This is a genomic window from Streptomyces sp. NPDC053427, assembly GCF_044544985.1.
Lineage (GTDB): Bacteria > Actinomycetota > Actinomycetes > Streptomycetales > Streptomycetaceae > Streptomyces.
The window spans coordinates 35,590-53,112 of sequence record NZ_JBITYA010000006.1; the positions used below are offsets into that span (position 1 = coordinate 35,590).

Sequence of the window (17,523 nt, forward strand, 5' to 3'; positions counted from 1 at the left end):
GACTCTCGTTGTGGTGTCGGTCGGTGGTCGGGCGGTGGTCGGGCGGACGGAACGGCGGTCGTACGGCGGTGGTGGCGGGCGGTCAGCCGGAGTGGAAGGGCAGTCCCGCATCGGAGACCAGGTCGAGGTCGTCGGTGTCCTCGCCGGGCAGCAGGGAACCGCTGCCGTCGGCGACGGGAACCACTCCCAGCTCCAGCAGCTCGGCCATGGCGGCGCTGCCGGCCATGTCGCGGACCTGGAGCTGATAGCGGGCGGTGGTGCGGTACGCGCCGCCGGCGTCGTCGCCGGTGCGCTGGAGGAAACCGGAGTCGACGAGGAAGGTGACGGCCTTGGCGATGATGCCCGTGGTCGAACCGGCCAGCCGCCGGGCGTCCTTGGTGGCGCCGGTCGCGCTGCGCCGCGCGTAGACCCGCCAGGCGGACTCCAGGCCCGGGGCGTCGCTGACCGGGTCGGTGTTCTCGCCGTCCTGCTCGGCGCGCTCCTCCAGGCGGCGGCACGCCTGGCGGACGAACGCGTCGACGCCGTTGACGGTGATGCGGCCGATGTAGCCGTCGTCGGCGAGGTCCTCGGGACGCGGGAACGCCAGCGCGGCCACCGCGAGATGGGCCAGGCCGTGCAGGAAGCGGTCGGCGGAGTCGGCGGAGGCGCGCCGGGCGTAGTCGCCCATCCGTACGGCGAAGACGGAGTCCTCGGCGGCGGTGACGGCCATCCCGGCGCGGGTGGAGACCTCCAGGACGACCAGGCCCAGCCCCGTGGCGACCGCGTCGGCGAGCCGGGCGAAGGCGGGCTCGTCCCGATAGCGGCGCAGCAGCTCGGCGTACTCGGCGTCGCGGGCGGGCAGCAGCTTGGGCTGGAGCCCGAAGGAGACCAGCCGGGCGGCGTCCGCAGCGTCCGCCGGGGTCAGGGACGCGGGGGCGGCCGGCGCCGGCGCCTCGTCCACGGGCCCGCCCCAGGACACGGCATCGCCCAGGGACTCCGGCACCACCTGGTCGGCGGCGGTGTACCCAATGGACTCGGTCACGGTTGAAGCTCCTTGTGCGGGGTCCGGACGGCCGGGCGGATGGACGGCCGCGGAATCCGGCGGCACGGGGACGGCGGGCCCGCGGGCACCGGGCCCGGGGACACCGAGTTCGAGCGCGGACGGCCCGAGGGCGGACGGCTCGGGGTCATCAGGCCGCCTCCGAGCGGTCGGCGGCCATACCGGCCGCGTCCAGCAGGGCCGTGCCGACGATGAGGTCGGCGCCGCCGAACTCGGGGTCGGCCAGCTCCGTACCGTCGTCGACGGCGAAGAGCAGCTGCGACTCGCCCTGACGGTAGGCCGTGCCGACCGGGGGGCTGGCGGCGTGCACCGCCAACAGGGCCACCAGGTAAGGAAGTTCGGGATCCTGGCGGCGCGCATCGGCCAGCAGCCCGGAGAGCCGGCGGGGCGCATCGGCGGGCAGATCGAGCAGTGCCATCGCGGCGTCCAGCTGCTCCTCGCTGAAGCGGCTGTCGTCGGGCGTGGCCACCAGATCGGGCTCGGGCATCTCGGCGCCGAGGTGCTCGCGCTCCAGGGGCGGGGTGAGCAGCACCTCGACGAGGTCGCCGACCCGGACCGCCGAGGGGGTGCGCAGGCCCGTGCCGTGGGCGAAGAACGCGTCGGTGACACGGATGGCGCGCTCGGCGGGCAGCGGCAGCAGCGGGGCGACCAGCTGGCCGTAGAGATCGAGGCCGGAACGCGCGGTCGGGGTGGCGAAGGCCTGCCGGTCCTGCTCGGCGCGGAACAGCGGACCGGCCTCCAGCAGCCGGGACTGGAGCTGGGTGTGCCGCCGGATGCAGTCCTTGACGATGTCGACGAGCTCGGCGGCGCGCCGCTTGTGCTCGCCGGTCTTCTGGTCGACCGCCTCGGCCTCGTCACGGGCCTTGCGGATGTTGGTGAGGATGGCGTTCTCGTGGCGGTAGCGGTCCGCGACATGGTCCAGCGCCTCGGCGATCATGTCCGGGACGGTCTGCAGCCAGTCGACGGCGCGGACGTTGCGCCGCGTGGCGTCGAGCGTTCTGCGCAGGGTCTCGGCGTACTGCACGGTGCGGTAGCGGGCCTGCTCGGCGGCGAGCTGGGCGTCGGCCAGCCGGCCGCGGTTGATCAGCACCTCGAGCTTGACCTCGGCGGCGATCTGGGCGCTGGTGACATCCGTGTCGAGGGCGCCGACCAGGACGTTGACCGCCTCGTCGGTGGCCCGGAGGTAGACCGTGCCGCCGGGGCCCGGGACCTCCTCGATGAGCTTGAAGTCGTAGTCGCGGCGGACGTACTCGCCGTCGGTGGTGAACGTGCCGTAGACGGCCCGGAAGCCGCGGTCCACGCTGCCGACGTTGATCAGGTTCTCCAGCACCCAGCGGGCCACCCGCTCGTGCTCGCCCTGGGGGCGCCGCGGGGCCTGGGCGGCGACCCGCGGGAGCACCTTCGCCACTATCTCTTCGTGATCGGCACCGGTGTCGAAGTCCATGTTGAGCGTGACGAGATCGATGACGGCGAGCGCCACCTCCGCCATCGCATAGCCGCTGTACTCGCCCGCGAGATTGGCCTTGCGCGCGTCGAGGTCGTGCAGCGGCGCCGTGCACGCCAAGGCGCGCAGCCGACGGGCCAGGCCTTCGTCGGCGGCCGGGCCCGGCGCGGGCCGGGCCGGCCCGTTGAGCTGGGGTGCAGCGGCCCCCGGGGCGGAAAAAGTCACGTCGGACAGAGTAGGCGCTCGCACTGACAACGGACGAAACGGCGCGGTTCCGCACCGCGAAGGACCGCTGGTGGAACCGCCACCGGGCCTGTTGACGAAGCCGCCCGCCGGACGCCGCAGACGCACCCGCGCAGCGGCACTCCGACCGACGCGCCAGTCTACGGCGCCCCCGTTGCGCGCCCCCGCCCCACCCCCGCCCTCAATGCGTCGCCCCCTCCGCGACACGGATGTCCGTACGGGTACGCGCGGCCGTCGCCGCGATCTCCCTCAGCGCCCGCGCCATCGACCCGACGGACAGCGACGGCTGGGCCTTGCCGACGACCTGCTCCGGCGCGTACGGGACGTGCACGAAGCCGCCCCGTACGCCGGGCAGTTCGGTGGCGATGAGGTGGGCGAGCCCGTAGAAGACGTGGTTGCAGACGAAGGTGCCCGCGGTGTTGGAGACCGAGGCGGGCACCCCCGCCGCGCGGACCGCCGCCACGCAGGCCTTGATCGGCAGACTGGAGAAGTACGCGGCGGGGCCGCCGGGCACGATCGGCTCGTCGACCGGCTCGGCGCCCGCGACATCCGGAATGCGAGCATCGTCCATATTGATGGCGACGCGTTCGACGGTGATGTCGGGGCGGCCGCCCGCCTGGCCGACGCACACCACGATGTCGGGGCGGGTGACCTCGAGCGCGACGCGCAGGGCGGTCAGTGAGGTGCCGTAGACACAGGGCAGTTCCACGGCGGACACCTCGAGGCCGGCGGGCGGTGCGTCCGCCGCGGCGCGGGCCGCTTGCCAGGAGGGATTGACCGTCTCGCCGTCGAACGGCTCGAATCCGGTCAGCAGTACCCGGGTCATATCGGGGTCCTCGACGTGCTCAGAAGGCGAACAGGGACATGAAGACGATGTTGCAGCCGAGCAGCACGCCGGCGGTCGGCAGCTGGGCCTTGATGGGCCCGTAGCGGTCCTTGAGTTCCAGCAGGGCCGCCGGGACGATGTTGAAGTTGGCGGCCATCGGGGTCACGAGGGTGCCGCAGAATCCGGCGAGCATGCCGATGGCCAGGACGGCGGCGGGGTTGCCGTGGAAGTGGCCGATCAGGACCGGCCAGCCGACGGCGGCGGTCATCACCGGGAAGGCGGCGAAAGCGTTGCCCATGATGAGGGTGAACAGGAACATGCCCACGCAGTAGACGACGACCGCGACGACGAGCGAGTCCTTGGGCAGCACGGAGGTGGCGATCCTGCCCACCTGGGTGCCGACGCCCGAGACCTGGAAGATGGCGCCCAGCGTGGCGAGCATCTGCGGCAGCAGCATCGCCCAGCCCATCGCCTCCAGCATGGAGCGGCCGGACTGCACGGGCACCGATATCCGCTTCTCGCGCAGCATGATCATGCCGACCACCAGGGCGACGACGGCGCCCAGGCCCAGGCCCAGAATGGTCTCGCTGCCTTCCTGGAGGACGGGTTCACCCCCGAAGGACAGGTGCTTGACGCCGATCGCGCAGACCATCGCGACGAGGGGGATGGTGAGCGCGGGGACGAAGAGCTTGTTGCCGAGCCGGAGTGCACTGGCCGCGCGCTCCTTCGGGGTGCTGGTACGCGGGGTGCCGCGCCCGGTGAATCCGAAGCCCGCCAGAACGGCCATGACGAGCACCGCGACGCCCAGTGGCTCGGCGGGCGCCTGTTTGGTGACCACCCAGCTGCTGTAGACGAATCCCGCGCCGATCAGGCCCCAGAAGGTGCCGGTGCCCCAGCGCTTGGGGTTGCTGCGGTCGGTGAACATCTGGGCGGCCATCACAAGGAAACTGAGGCCGACCAGCCAGTAGAACCACTCTGCCTTGATCACTGGGCTGCCTCCACTGCGGCGCCGGAGGGGGCGTTGGCGGTGCGCAGTTCGCGCTCCAACTGGCGGTCCAGCCGCAGCAGTCGCCAGCCGTGGACGACGAAGGCGCACACCGCGGTCGGAATCGCCCACAGTGCGAGCTGCAGCGGCTCGAGGTGGGTGCCGTAGGAGGTGTTGACGAAGCCGGTGATCAGCAGGATCGAGCCGACGGCCAGGAAGACGTCCTCACCGAAGAACAGCCCGACGTTGTCCGCGCTGGCGGCGAACGACCTGATCTTCTCCCGCGCGCGCTCCGGGAGTTGGCCGTACTTGCGCTCGGCGGCGCCCTCGGCCATCGGTACGGCGAGCGGGCGGACGGTCTGGGCGGGGCCGAAGACGTTGTTCAGGCCGACCGCGGCACCGATCTGCCGCAGGCCCAGGTAGAGGGTGAGGAACCGTCCGGTGGTGAGCTTGGCGAACCGGGCGATGACGTTGCGGGCCTGCTCCTGGAGGCCGTAGCGCTCCAGGAGGCCGATGACCGGGAGGGTGATGGCGAAGATCGTCACCGCCCGGCTGTTGGCGAAGCCGTCGCCGAAGGCGGCCAGCACCTTGCCGGGCGAGAGCCCGCCGAGGAACCCGGTGACGATACCGGCCACCCCGACGACCAGGAGGGGATTGCGTTTCGTGGCGAAGCCGACCACCACCACGAGCACGCCGAGCAGCACAATCATGGGTCCGCCTTCCGCGTACAGGGACCCCACGGGCGGTGAGGAGAATGTCGAGGAGGCTAGGCGATTGTTCAACGATCCGACAAGGGGTCTGCGGGAGCGAACTCGCGGCGCCCGTCATCCCTCCGCGATGCGCTGGGCGTACGCCCCCGACAACTGGCCGCGCGAGTCCTCCAGGTACGCCAGCAGCAGCCGCTCCGCCTCGGCGGCCTCACCCGCCAGCAGCGCGTCCGCGATCTGCCGGTTGCGGACCAGATACGGCGCGTAGAAGCGCTGGGGATCGTCCATGACGTGGAAGACCAGCCGCAGTTCGGCCAGGACGTTGCGCATCAGCTCATCGGTGCGCGGGCTGCCCGCCAGGGCGACGATGGCCTGGTGAAAACGGAGGTTTGCGGTCGAAAGGTCCGCCCAGGCGCGGCCCGCGGCAGCCTTCTCGCCGGCCCGCACCGCCGCGTCGATGGCCCCGATCGCCTCGCTCACCCCGGCGTCGTACGGCCCCTTCCCCAGCCCCCGCACCGCCGCGCTCTCCACGATCATGCGCACCCGGAAGATGTCGTTCAGGTCCTCGACGGTCACGACCCGCACGAACACCCCGCGGTTGAGCCGGTGCTCCAGAAGCCGCTCGTGCGTCAGCAGCCGGAACGCCTCGCGCAGCGTGTTGCGCGAGACGCCCAGCGCGCCGCCGATGCTCTCCTCCGACAGCCGGGCACCGGGCGGGAAGAAGCCCTCGGTGATCCGGTCCCGCAGGATGTCGGCGACCCGCTCGGCGGTGCTGGCGCGCCCGAGCAGGGCGCGGTCCGCTTCCAGGCCCCTGACCTCGGTCAGCCGCCGCTGATCGCTCTTCGCCACTCCGCCGGCCATTGCGCTCCCCGCTCTCCGCTGTCGTCTCGGCGGAAGTCAATCCCAGATGCAAGGACGAAACAACACACCTCTTGTCGGATCGTTCAACGATCCAGTACGTTGACCGTCTCCCTTGTACGTGCGCACCACGGAACGGACCCACATGAGTGACCCGGCGGCCCCTCCCGTTATCGACCTCAACGCCGACCTCGGGGAGGGCTTCGGCCGCTGGCAGCTCACCGACGACGACGCCCTGCTGTCCGTCGTCACCAGCGCGAACGTCGCCTGCGGCTTCCACGCCGGCGACCCGTCCACCATGCGCCGGGTCTGCGAGCTGGCCGCCGCACGCGGCGTGGTCGTCGGCGCCCAGGTCTCCTACCGCGATCTGGCCGGCTTCGGCCGCCGCGCGATGGATGTGCCGCCGGAGGAACTGGCCGACGAAATCACCTACCAGATCGGCGCGTTGGAGGTCTTTGCGCGCGCCGCCGGTGCCCGCGTCGGCTATGTCAAACCGCACGGCGCGCTCTACAACCGCTGTGTGCACGACGAGGACCAGGCGGCCGCCGTCGTCGCCGGCATCCGCGCCGCGGGCGGCACGCTGCCCGTCCTGGGACTGGCGGGCTCCCGGCTGCACCGGGCCGCCCGGGACGCCCGGCTCCCCGTCGTCGGCGAGGCGTTCGCCGACCGCGCCTACACCGCCGAGGGCACCCTCGTCCCGCGCCGCGAGCCGGGCGCCGTCGTCCACGACCCGGACGAGGTCGTCAAGCGCGCCCTGGGCATGGCCCGCGACCGCGCCGTCACCTCCGTCGACGGCCAGGAGATCGCGATCACGGCCCGCTCGCTGTGCCTGCACGGCGACACGCCCGGCGCGGCCGGCCTCGCCCGGCGGGTGCGCCGCGAACTGGCCGCGGCCGGCGTGCAGATCCGCAGCTTCGTCGGGAGCGCTGCATGAGGCCGCTGCCCGTCGGCGAGCACGGGCTCCTCATCGAGCTGGACAGCGCCGACGAGGTCGAAGAGCTGCACGCCGAGCTGCTGCGCCGCGCCGCCGACGGCACGCTGCCGCCGGTGGGCGAGATCGTGCCGGCCGCCCGCACGGTCTTCCTCGACGGCCTCGCCGACCCCCGCGGCCTCCTCGCGGAGCTCCCGACATGGGATATCCCGCCTCTGACGGCCGGCGACCGCCCCACCCTCGAGATCCCGGTCCGCTACGACGGCCCCGACCTCGCCGAGGTCGCCGCCCTGTGGGACGTCACCCCCGACGAGGTCGTCCGGCTGCACTCCGGCACCGCCTTCCGCGTCGCCTTCTGCGGCTTCGCGCCCGGCTTCGGCTATCTGACCGGCCTGCCCAGGACGCTGCACGTACCGCGCCGCGACACGCCCCGCACCCGGGTCCCGGTCGGCGCGGTGGCGCTCGCCGGCCCCTACACCGGCGTCTACCCCCGCTCCTCCCCCGGCGGCTGGCGGCTGATCGGCACTACCGACGCCGTCCTGTGGGACCCCGCCCGCGAGCCCGCGGCCCTGCTCGCCCCCGGCAGCCGCGTCCGCTTCGTCCCCCAGGACGGCCCCGCCGCCCCGCACACCCCGTACGTCCAGGAGGCCGCCCGATGACCGACCGCGCCCTCTCGGTCGTCCGGGCCGGAGCGCTCACCACCGTCCAGGACCTCGGCCGGCCCGGCCACGCCCACCTGGGCGTACCGCGGTCCGGCGCCCTCGACGAGCCCGCGCACCGCCTCGCCAACCGCCTGGTGGGCAACCCCGAGTCGGCTGCCACCCTGGAGACGACCCTGACGGGCTGCGCCGTACGGGTACGCGCGGCCACCACCGTCGCGGTCACCGGCGCCCCCTGCCCAGTGACGGTCGACGGCCGTCCCGCCCCCTGGGGCGCCCCGGTCCGCGTCCCGGCGGGCGCCGTCCTGGATGCCGGGCCCGCCACCCACGGCCTGCGCGGGTATCTCGCCTTCGGCGGCGGCATCGAGGCCGATCCGGTGCTGGGCAGCCGCGCCACGGACCTGCTGTCCGGGCTCGGTCCCGCCCCGCTCACCGAAGCCACGGTGCTCCCCCTCGGGCACCCGTACGCCCCACCGGCCGCCGCCGACGCCATCCCGCACGCCGGCCCGGCGACGGAACTGCTGCTCCCCTTCCTCCCCGGCCCCCGCGACACCTGGTTCACCGACCGCGGCCTGCACACCCTCACCACCGGCCGTTTCCTGGTCTCCTCCGCCAGCAACCGCATCGGCCTGCGCACCGAGGGCACGCCCCTCGAGCGCGCCCGCTCCGGCGAACTCCCCAGCGAGGGCATGCCGTTGGGCGCCCTCCAGGTCCCGCCCAACGGCCTGCCGGTGCTGTTCCTGCACGACCATCCGACCACCGGCGGCTATCCGGTCGTCGGCGTGGTCCCCGAGCGCTTCCTCGCGTCCGCCGCCCAGGCCGTACCGGGGACGCCGGTCCGGTTCACCCGCCTGCGCCAGGGAGTGTCCTCGCGCGCCGCGGCCGCCGCGCCGGCGCCCGCGGAAGCGCCCTAGCCGTCCACCGCCCCGTACCCGCCGCCGCCCGGTGTGCGGATCACCAGCACATCGTCCACCCCCAGGTCCGCCACGTCGCAGCCCCGCAGCACCTCGCGCGAACCGTCCGCCCGCTCCACGGTGTTGACGCCCAGCGAGCCGGGCGCGCCACCCGCCATCCCGTACGGCGCGACCCTGCGGTGATTGCTCAGCAGGGCCACCGTCATCGGCTCCAGGAAGCGCAGCCGGCGTTCGGCTCCGCAGCCCCCGTGCCAGCGCCCGCTCCCGCCGCTGCCGCTGCGGATGGCGAAGCCGTCGACGCGGACGGGGTAGCGCCACTCCAGCACCTCGGGGTCGGTCAGCCGGGAGTTGGTCATATGGGTCTGTACGGCGTCCGCGCCGTCGAAGCCGTCGCCCGCGCCGGAACCGCTGGCCACGGTCTCGTAGTACTGCACCCGGTCGTTGCCGAAGGTGAGGTTGTTCATGGTGCCCGACCCCTCGGCCTGGATGCCGAGCGCCGCGTAGAGGGCGCCGGTGACCGCCTGGGAGGTCTCCACGTTGCCCGCCACGGTGGCCGCCGGGAATTGTGGGGCGAGCATCGAGCCCGGCGGGATGCGGACCTCGACGGGCTTGAGGCAGCCGCTGTTGAGCGGGATGTCCTCGGCGACCAGGGTGCGGAAGACGTACAGCACCGCGGCCATGACCACGGAGCTGGGTGCGTTGGCGTTGCCGGGCTGCTGGGGTGAGGTCCCGGCGAAGTCCAGTACGGCGCTGCGGGCCGCGCGGTCGACTCTCAGCGCGACATGGATCTCGGCCCCGCTGTCGGTCTCGTAGCGGCAGGAGCCGTCCGACAGTCCGGCGATGATCCGCCGCACGGACTCCTCGGCGTTGTCCTGGACGTGGCCCATGTAGGCCCGTACGACGTCCAGACCGAACTGCTCGGTCATCCGCCGCAGTTCCTCGATGCCCTTCTCGTTCGCGGCGATCTGGGCCCGCAGATCGGCGATGTTGGCGTCCGGGGCGCGGGAGGGGTACGGGCCGGAGGCGAGCAGTTCGCGGGTCTCGCGTTCGCGCAGCTCGCCGCCGCGCACCAGCAGCCAGTTGTCGAAGAGGATCCCCTCCTCCTGGATGGTGCTGCTGAAGGCGGGCATCGAGCCCGGGGTGATGCCGCCGATCTCGGCGTGGTGGCCGCGGGAGGCGACGAGGAACAACAGCTCGTCACTGTGCGTTACGGAGTCAGGAGCGGTGGAATCACGGGGCGTTGCGAAGACGGGGGTGACGACCGTGACGTCGGGAAGGTGGGTGCCGCCGTGGTAGGGATCGTTGATCGCGTAGACGTCGCCGGGCCGCATGTCGTCGCCGCGGCGCCGCAGCACTTCCTTGATGGACTCCCCCATCGAGCCCAGGTGCACGGGAATGTGCGGGGCATTGGCGATCAGATTGCCGTCGGCGTCGAACAGCGCACAGGAGAAGTCGAGGCGCTCCTTGATGTTGACGGAGTGCGCGGTGTTCTCCAGGCGGACGCCCATCTGCTCGGCGATGGCCATGAAGAGGCTGTTGAAGACCTCCAGCATCACGGGGTCGGCCTCGGTGCCCACCGCCGCCGGGCCGCCGCGCTCCCGTACCCGCGTCAGCAGCAGGTGGCCGCGCTCGCCCACGGCCGCCCGCCAGCCCGGGTCGACAACGGTGGTGGCGTCCTCCTCGGCGATGATCGCCGGGCCGGTGAGGGAGTCGCCGGGGCGCAGATCGGTGCGCCGGTGGAGCCGGGTGTCCTGCCGGCGCCCCTGCGCATACATCCCAACGGTGGTGAGGGGCCGCAGCTCGCCGGACCGTTCGGTGAAGCGGACCTCGTGGCCGGCGGCGCCGCCGGCCGCGCCGATCGCCTCGACCGACACGGCCTCGGCCACCAGCGGCTTGTCCATGGTGAAGGCGTAGCGGGCGCGGTGGGCCCGGTCGAAGTCGGCGGCCATGGTGGCGGCGTCGGCCAGCCGGACGCTGATGGTGGCGTCGGTCCCGGCGTAGCGGACGAGTACCCGTGCCCGGGTGGTGATGCTCTCCTCGGGCACGCCGTCGTCGAGCAGCTCGCGCCGGGTCTGCCCGGCGAGGTTCTCGCACGTCTCGTGCACCCGGTCGATGGCCCCGGGCTGCCCGAATTCCGCCTCGACGGCCGCTTCGCGCATCGCGGTGGCGTCGGCGACCCCGATGCCGTACGCGGACAGGACGCCGGCCAGCGGCGGTACGAGCACCGTGCCGATGCCCAGCGCGTCGGCGACCGCGCAGGCGTGCTGGCCGCCCGCGCCGCCGAAGCTGGTGAGGGCGTAGCGGGTGATGTCGTGGCCGCGCTGGACGGAGATCTTCTTGACCGCGTTGGCCATGTTGAGCACGGCGATGTCCAGGAAGCCGGCGGCGACGTCCTCGGGGCCGCGATCGTCCCCGGTGGCGGCCGCGGCGCGCGCGGCCAGCTCCTCGAACCGGCTGCGGACGGCCTCGGCGTCCAGCGGCCGGTCGCCGTCCGGGCCGAACACCGCGGGGAAGTGGTCGGGCTGGATACGGCCGAGCATCACATTGGCGTCCGTGACGGTCAGCGGGCCGCCGCGCCGGTAGCAGGCCGGCCCCGGGACGGCGCCGGCCGAGTCGGGGCCGACGCGGTAGCGGCGTCCGTCGAAGTGCAGCACGGAGCCCCCGCCGGCCGCGACGGTGTGGATGTTCATCATCGGGGAGCGCATCCGCACACCCGCGACCTCGTTGCCGAAGACCCGCTCGAACTCCCCGGCGTAGTGGGACACATCGGTGGAGGTGCCGCCCATGTCGAAGCCGATCACCCGGTCGTGGCCCCCGGCGTCCTCGGCGGCGCGGACCATGCCGACGACGCCGCCCGCGGGCCCGGACAGCACCGCGTCCTTGCCGCGGAAGTGCTCGGCCTCCCGCAGCCCGCCGTTGGACTGCAGGAACATCAGCCGGATGCAGGGGAGTTGGGCGGCGATCTCGTCGACGTACCGTCCCAGGATCGGCGAGAGATAGGCGTCGACGACGGTCGTGTCGCCGCGCGGCACGACCTTCATCAGCGGGCTGACCTCGTGCGAACAGCTCACCTGCGCAAAGCCCGCCCGCCGGGCCAGTTCGGCGACGGCCTTCTCGTGAGCGGCGTGGCGGTAGCCGTGCAACAGGACGACGGCGGCGCTGCGCAGCCCGTCCGCGCGGGCCCGGATCAGCGCCTCGCGGACCGCGTCGGCGTCCAGCGGCCGTACGGTCCCGCCGTGCGCGTCGATCCGCTCGGGCACCTCGATCACCCGCTCGTAGAGCGCCTCGGGCAGCACGATCCGGCGGTCGAAGATCCGGGGCCGGTTCTGGTAGGCGATGCGCAGCGCGTCCCGGAATCCCTCGGTGATGAGCAGCACCGTCGGCTCGCCCGTACGCTCCAGCAGGGCGTTGGTGGCGACGGTGGTGCCCATCTTGACGACGGAGACCCGCTCGGCGGGCACCGGTTCGTCCGGACCCAGCCCCAGCATCATCCGGATTCCGGCCACCGCGGCGTCCCGGTAGCGCTCGGGGTGGTGCGAGAGCAGCTTGTGGGTGACGAGACGGCCGTCCGGCCGCCTGCCGATGACATCCGTGAAGGTGCCGCCGCGGTCGATCCAGAACTCCCACCGTCCGGTCATCCGGCCATTGTCGCAGCGCCCTTCGGATCCGGAAGGGCGGCGAGCGCGGCGCGCGTGGCGCGTTCGGCGGTGGCATCGAGGAGCCGTCCGGAACCGGCCAGGCCGTGCCGGCATTCCTGGAGCGCCAGCGCGAGCAGGCCGGGCAGCAGATCGGTGCACCGGTCGGCGACCCAGCGGGTGCCGCGGGTGGCCATCCACCAGGCGGACCCGGTACGGGTCGGCGGCGGCCCGTCGAGGGTGAGCGCGGGCGGCGGCCCCACGGCATGCCCGGCGGCGGCCAGCGCCGCGTGGAAACCGCGGGCCAGCAGCCGGTGGCCGCGCTCGCTGGGATGCAGCCGGTCCACGCTCCAGCTGGCGCGGTCGGCGACCCAGGCATGGTCGGCGAGGTGCAGATGGATCCCGCCGTAGCGGCCGGACACCGCGTGGACGACGGTGTTCACGGCGCGCATCCGCCGGGCGAGCGGGCGGGCCAGCGGCGCGGGCAGCCCCAGCATCCGCCCCGGGTCGGGCAGACACGCGGTCAGGACCACGGCCCCGTCGGCGCTGAGCGTGCGGTGCGCAAGATCGAGGGCGGCGGCGACCCGCTCTATGGCGAAGGCGGCCCGCAAGGTGTCGTTCGCACCGACGACGAGCGAGGCGTAGCGCGGCGCGAGCCGCCGCGCCGCGGGCAGCTGCCGCTCGGCCACCTCGGCGGCCAGCGCCCCGCTGTACGCCAGGTTCACCAGCGGTTCGCTCCCCGGCCGCTCCCCCACCGACGCCGCGAGCAGCGCCGCCCATCCGCGCCAGCCGCCGCCGGGTACGGGGTCCCCCAGGCCCTCGGTGAGCGAGTCGCCGAGCGCGGCGAAGCCGGACCGTCGCATGCTCACCACCCGCCCCGAGGACGCACCGGCGACGTGGGCAGGACGCCCGCCCGGCCGCGTGGCGCGGGCGCGTCGTGCGCGTCGTGCGCGGCGAGGAAGGCCTCGACGGCGGGCCGCCAGCCGTACCCCTCGGCGCGCTGCCGGGCGGCGGTGCGGCGGGCGGGTTCGGGTCGGGCCAGGACCCGTTGGACGGCGTCGGCGAACGAGGGACCGTCGTCGAGCGCCGTGTCGCCACCGCCGGCGACCAGCCCGGCCAGCGCGGAGGCGGCGCTGGCGACCACGGGAGTGCCGCAGGCGAGCGCCTCCAGGGCGGCCAGGCCGAAGGTCTCGGCCGGGCCCGGCGCCAGCGTCAGGTCGGCGCTGGCCTGGAGCGCGGCGAGGTGGGCGCGGTCGGCGACATGCCCGAGGAACGCCGCGGGCAGCCGCTCCGCCCGTGCCCGGGCCTCCAGGCGCGCCCGCAGCGGCCCGTCACCGGCCACCACCAGCGCCGCGTCCACGCCCCGCCGGCGCAGCTCCGCCAGCGCGTCCAGCGCCCGCCCCGGCCGCTTCTCGGGCGACAGCCGGGAGCACATCACCATCAGGACGGCGGCCCGGCCCGCACACCGCCGCCGCAGCTCCGCACTGCGGCAGTCCGGGTGCCAGGCGGCGAGATCGACGCCGAGCGGCGCCCGCACCACATTGCGCGCCCCGGCCCGGGTGAACTCCGCCGCCGCCCATTCGGTGGTGCACACGATGCGGCTGTAGGCGTGCGCCGTACGGGAGTTGAGGCGGTCCGCGGCGGCGCGGGCGAGCGGCTGCGGCACGCCCCAGGTCCGCAGCACCCCGTCCACGCTCTCGTGCGAGACCATCACCGCGGGCACCCGGGCCCGCCGCGCCCACTCGCCCGTCCAGCGCAGCGTCGTACGGTCGGAGACCTCCAGCCGGTCGGGGTCCAGCGCCCGCAGCACCCGCCGCAGCAGATGCCGGTCGGCCAGCACCCGATAGCCCCCGGTGCCGGGCACCGCGGGCCCCGGCAGAGTGATCACCCGCCCCTGCTCGGTGAGCTCGTCGGACGTCCCGTGTCCCGCGCCCGGCACGATGAGCACCGGATCGTGCCCGGCGGCCGCATAGCCCGCGCCGAGCTCGCGCAGCGCGGTGCGCAGCCCGCCCGAGGCCGGGGTGACGAAATTGGCGACCCGGACGATCCGCAGCCCCGCCCCGCGCTCCCGGCGGGCACTCGTGCCGCCCCGTATGCCGTCGCTCGTGCTGCTGCTCATGCCGCCACCGCCGGCCGGCCGGCGAGCACATCCTCGTAATGGCCGAGGAGCTGGTCGCCCACGGCCTCCCAGGTGCGGTCCTCGACGGCCGCGCGGGCCGCCGCGCCGTACCGGATGCGCAGCTCGGCGCTGCGTCCGAGCAGCCGCACCGCGTCCCGCACCGCTCCGCCGTCGCCCGGCGTCACCAGCAGCCCGGTCCGGCCGTGGTCCACCAGGTCGAGCGGCCCGCCCGCGCGCGGCGCGACCACGGGCACTCCGGAGGCCATCGCCTCCTGCACGGTTTGACAGAACGTCTCATACGGCCCGGTATGCACGAAAATATCCAACGAGGCGTAGAGCCGGGCGAGTTCATCACCCGTACGGCGGCCCAGGAAGCGCACCTCGGGGAGCGCGGCGCGTAGCCCGGGGCCGCTGGGGCCGTCGCCGATGACGACGGTGCGTACGCCGGGCAGCCGGGAGGTCTCGGCCAGCAGCCGGACGTCCTTCTCCGGGGCCAGCCGTCCCACGTACCCCACGAGCAGCTCGCGCCCCGCTGCCAGCGAGCCACGCAGCACCGCGTCGCGCCGCCCGGGGTGAAAGCGTGCGGCGTCGACCCCGCGGGGCCACAGATGGACCCGCGGCACGCCGTGCTCGGTCAGATCCAGCAGCGCCGCACTGGAGGGCGCGAGCGTCCGGTCGGCGGCCGCGTGCACCGCCCGGATCCGCCGCCAGGCCGTCGCCGCGCCGCCGCCCAGGTAGGTGCGGGCATAGCGGCCCAGATCGGTCTGGTAGACGGCGATCGCGGGCACCCCTTGCCGGGCCGCCGCCGCCATCCCGCGGGCGCCGAGTACGAAGGGGCTCGCAAGGTGCACCACATCCGGCCGGTGCGCGGCGAGCGCGGCGGACAGTCTTCGCCCCGGCAGCGCGATCCGCACCTGCGGATAGCCGGGCAGAGGCACGGAGGGCACCCGGACGACCGGGCAGGGGCTCTCGACGGCCGCGACCGCCGGTTCATGTCCGCCGAGCGGCGCGATGACCAGCGGATCGTGGCCGCGCCGGACGAGGTGCCGGGCGGTTTCCAGGGCGCAGTGTGCGACGCCGTTGACATCGGGCGGGAAGGATTCGGTGACGATGACGACACGCATACCGATGTTCTCGACGCGCCGTGCGTGGACCGGGCCAAGGGGATCTTTCCAGCCGGGGAACGTCCCATGAGCGTTCCGCTGCGCACCGCCTCGCCGGGCGGCCGGCCCGCTCGGATGTCAGGCTGGAAGAGGACCCGGCGCCACGGCGCCGCACCGGAGCGGAATGCGAGGAGATCTGTGGCTGGCGACGACACGGAGCTGGCCGAGCCCTCCGACGGCCTTCCGCCGCGCATCGGCGCCCCGGCGCGCCGGGCCCTGGAGCGGGCGGGTTACCTGCGGCTGTCGCAGCTGGCCGACGCGAACGAGGCCGAGCTGCGACAGCTGCACGGTATGGGGCCCAAGGCACTGGGCATCCTGCGGGACGCACTGGCGGCACAGGGAATGTCGTTCGCCGGGGAGTGACCCCACGCGGACCAGGCCGTCACGGGGGCCGAGCCGCCCACCCCTACACCCCCTGGGCCTCCGGCCCGAAGCGGCTCCGTACCGCCGTCTGGACCTCGGCCTCCTCGGCCGGATCGGCGGCAAGGCGGCGGAGCTGCTCGACGACCCGGTCGTCGCCGGTGGCGGCGTGCCGGGCGGCGAGTTCGCGGGTGGTCTCCTCGCAGTCCCACAGGCACTCGACGGCGAAGCCGGCCGCGAACCCGGGGTCGGTGGCAGCGAGCGCACCGGCCGCCCGGCCGCGGAGGTGGGAGGAGGACGTCTCGCGGTAGACGTGGCGCAGTACGGGGGCGGCGCAGGCGACACCGAGGCGGCCGACGCCGTCGACCAGCTCCCACAGGCCGCCCGCGTCGGGGCCCTCTTCGCGGACGGTGCGGCGCAGCGCGGCCAGCACCAGGTCGGCGTCGCGCTGCGCGCCACGGCGGGCGAGCATCGCGGCGGCGGAGGCGCCGAGGCGGTCCGTACGCCGGGCCCAGCCCCGGGCCCGCTCGACGGCCGCCACGTTGCGCATCCGCTCGAAGGCGGCGAGCGCGGCCGACGTCGGCAACTCATCGGAGAGGGGGCAGGCGACCGCCTCCTCGATCAGGTCGAGGACATCCGGGTCGCCGCGATCGGCGAGGTGGTGCAGGGCGGCGGCGCGGGCGGCAGACGGGCCCGTGCGGGCGGCGCACAGCAGCTCGGGGCGGTCCTCGGGACCGGCGACGGCGCCCAGGCAGCGGGCGGCGGCGATGTAGCGGTGCTCCTCGGGCTCCAGCTCCAGGCCCTGCTGGGCCCAGTCGAGGACCTCGGTCACGCTCCAGCCGGGGCGCGGCCCGCGCGGCCGCAGCTGCCGCTGCCAGCGGTCGAAGGAGCCCTGCTCCCCGGCGGTGGTCAGGCGGGCGCCGTACCGGGGGTCCTCGGCCCACAGCCGCCAGGGCCGGGGCTCGAAGGCGTCTCGGACGGCGGCGGCCAGCTCGGCCTCGCCCTCCTCGGTGACGGGGAAGCGGGCGAGCACGGCGGGGGCGAGGGTCATCAGCCCCGCGTCGTCGTCCCGCAGCGCGAGCTCGTCGAGGGCCCAGCGCCAGTTGCTGCCGGCCGCGGCGTAGCTGCGCAGCAGCAGGCGGGCGGCGTCCTTGCCGTACGCGGCGAGGTGGCCGAGTACGGCGAGGGCGAGGCCGGTGCGCTCCTCGCCGGTGTCGACGAGGTCGTCGGGGTGGAAGAGGTGCCGCTCGATCTCTTCGAGTCCGCCGTCGAGCTGCATGTAGAGGCGCGCGTAGTAGAGCGAGCGGTTCTCGATCTGCCAGTCGCGCCTGGGGTCACGCAGCACGCTGTCGTTGAGCGCCGCGAGCGCCTCGGCTCGCGGCGCCGCGAGGGCATGCAGGGTCCCGTCGCCGCGGCCTCGTTGAAGGAGGCCGAGCAGGGTGCCGCTGGGCGCTATGTCTGGATCGAACATGAGGTCAGCATCCGGGGCGAGGGGCAGGCTGGCAACGGGATTTCCGCTGACCGGCATTCTTGCCGGTGACTGCGGGCTGTATGCGTCGTTCCCACCATGGATCGGCGGGCACGACAGCGCTACGGCGGCGGAAGCCTAGCCTGGAAGCTGTTATTCCGCCGATTCGACC

15 protein-coding genes are annotated in these 17,523 nt (G+C 74.1%); 4 read left to right on the top strand and 11 right to left on the bottom strand.

Annotation, left to right across the window (positions count from 1 at the left end; all coding sequences use genetic code 11):
* Positions 1-82: 82 nt before the first annotated feature.
* The 6 genes from ACIGWZ_RS17555 to ACIGWZ_RS17580 form a co-directional block, all read right to left on the bottom strand.
* On the bottom strand, positions 83-958 hold the full coding sequence (locus tag ACIGWZ_RS17555) for a hypothetical protein (RefSeq protein ID WP_400066440.1): 876 nt from the start codon (positions 956-958) through the stop codon (positions 83-85).
* A gap of 211 nt (positions 959-1,169) precedes the next feature.
* A complete protein-coding gene (locus ACIGWZ_RS17560) occupies positions 1,170-2,708 on the bottom strand; it encodes a hypothetical protein (protein WP_400065481.1) in 1,539 nt (512 codons plus the stop codon).
* Between the two features lie 199 nt (positions 2,709-2,907).
* Positions 2,908-3,552, bottom strand: a complete 645-nt coding sequence (pcp, locus tag ACIGWZ_RS17565; protein WP_400065483.1) for a pyroglutamyl-peptidase I — start codon at positions 3,550-3,552, stop codon at positions 2,908-2,910.
* 19 nt (positions 3,553-3,571) lie between these two features.
* Positions 3,572-4,540 (bottom strand): DUF979 domain-containing protein, encoded by a 969-nt coding sequence (locus tag ACIGWZ_RS17570; protein WP_400065485.1) that lies wholly within the window; start codon positions 4,538-4,540, stop codon positions 3,572-3,574.
* Positions 4,537-5,247 carry a DUF969 domain-containing protein gene (locus ACIGWZ_RS17575; RefSeq protein WP_400065487.1) on the bottom strand — a complete coding sequence of 237 codons (711 nt, stop codon included), beginning with the start codon at positions 5,245-5,247 and terminating at the stop codon, positions 4,537-4,539. Before ACIGWZ_RS17575 ends, ACIGWZ_RS17570 begins: the two co-directional genes overlap by 4 nt.
* A 114-nt stretch (positions 5,248-5,361) precedes the next feature.
* The gene (locus ACIGWZ_RS17580; protein ID WP_400065489.1) at positions 5,362-6,105 is read right to left on the bottom strand and encodes a GntR family transcriptional regulator; all 744 of its coding nucleotides are present in this window, start codon (positions 6,103-6,105) and stop codon (positions 5,362-5,364) included.
* 142 nt (positions 6,106-6,247) lie between these two features.
* On the opposite strand from ACIGWZ_RS17580, the gene ACIGWZ_RS17585 reads away from it, so the two are divergent.
* Genes ACIGWZ_RS17585 through ACIGWZ_RS17595 form a run of 3 tightly spaced genes read left to right on the top strand, consistent with a single transcriptional unit; the run spans position 6,248 to position 8,606 of the window.
* On the top strand, positions 6,248-7,036 hold the full coding sequence (locus tag ACIGWZ_RS17585) for a LamB/YcsF family protein (protein ID WP_400065491.1): 789 nt from the start codon (positions 6,248-6,250) through the stop codon (positions 7,034-7,036).
* Complete coding sequence (locus tag ACIGWZ_RS17590) at positions 7,033-7,692, top strand: allophanate hydrolase subunit 1 (RefSeq protein ID WP_400065493.1); 660 nt, start codon at positions 7,033-7,035, stop codon at positions 7,690-7,692. Before ACIGWZ_RS17585 ends, ACIGWZ_RS17590 begins: the two co-directional genes overlap by 4 nt.
* Positions 7,689-8,606, top strand: a complete 918-nt coding sequence (locus tag ACIGWZ_RS17595; protein WP_400065495.1) for a biotin-dependent carboxyltransferase family protein — start codon at positions 7,689-7,691, stop codon at positions 8,604-8,606. Before ACIGWZ_RS17590 ends, ACIGWZ_RS17595 begins: the two co-directional genes overlap by 4 nt.
* Here ACIGWZ_RS17595 and ACIGWZ_RS17600 read toward each other — a convergent pair.
* From ACIGWZ_RS17600 to ACIGWZ_RS17615, 4 genes are read right to left on the bottom strand one after another with little or no spacing between them, the layout of a single operon-like run.
* Entirely contained in the window at positions 8,603-12,244 is a 3,642-nt protein-coding gene (locus ACIGWZ_RS17600; protein WP_400065497.1) for a hydantoinase B/oxoprolinase family protein, read from the bottom strand. The two genes, ACIGWZ_RS17595 and ACIGWZ_RS17600, sit on opposite strands and share 4 nt — an antisense overlap.
* Positions 12,241-13,104 carry an SGNH/GDSL hydrolase family protein gene (locus ACIGWZ_RS17605; RefSeq protein WP_400065499.1) on the bottom strand — a complete coding sequence of 288 codons (864 nt, stop codon included), beginning with the start codon at positions 13,102-13,104 and terminating at the stop codon, positions 12,241-12,243. Before ACIGWZ_RS17605 ends, ACIGWZ_RS17600 begins: the two co-directional genes overlap by 4 nt.
* Before the next feature lie 2 nt (positions 13,105-13,106).
* Positions 13,107-14,360 carry a glycosyltransferase gene (locus ACIGWZ_RS17610; RefSeq protein WP_400065501.1) on the bottom strand — a complete coding sequence of 418 codons (1,254 nt, stop codon included), beginning with the start codon at positions 14,358-14,360 and terminating at the stop codon, positions 13,107-13,109.
* Complete coding sequence (locus ACIGWZ_RS17615) at positions 14,357-15,484, bottom strand: glycosyltransferase family 4 protein (RefSeq protein ID WP_400065503.1); 1,128 nt, start codon at positions 15,482-15,484, stop codon at positions 14,357-14,359. Before ACIGWZ_RS17615 ends, ACIGWZ_RS17610 begins: the two co-directional genes overlap by 4 nt.
* A gap of 177 nt (positions 15,485-15,661) precedes the next feature.
* Between ACIGWZ_RS17615 and ACIGWZ_RS17620 the strand changes: the two genes are divergently transcribed.
* Positions 15,662-15,886 carry a DNA-binding protein gene (locus tag ACIGWZ_RS17620; RefSeq protein WP_400065505.1) on the top strand — a complete coding sequence of 75 codons (225 nt, stop codon included), beginning with the start codon at positions 15,662-15,664 and terminating at the stop codon, positions 15,884-15,886.
* 43 nt (positions 15,887-15,929) lie between these two features.
* Here the strand turns inward: ACIGWZ_RS17620 and ACIGWZ_RS17625 are convergent, their stop codons facing one another.
* Positions 15,930-17,354: a HEAT repeat domain-containing protein gene (locus tag ACIGWZ_RS17625; RefSeq protein WP_400065507.1), complete on the bottom strand. Its 1,425-nt coding sequence runs from the start codon at positions 17,352-17,354 to the stop codon at positions 15,930-15,932.
* Positions 17,355-17,523 lie beyond the last annotated feature (169 nt).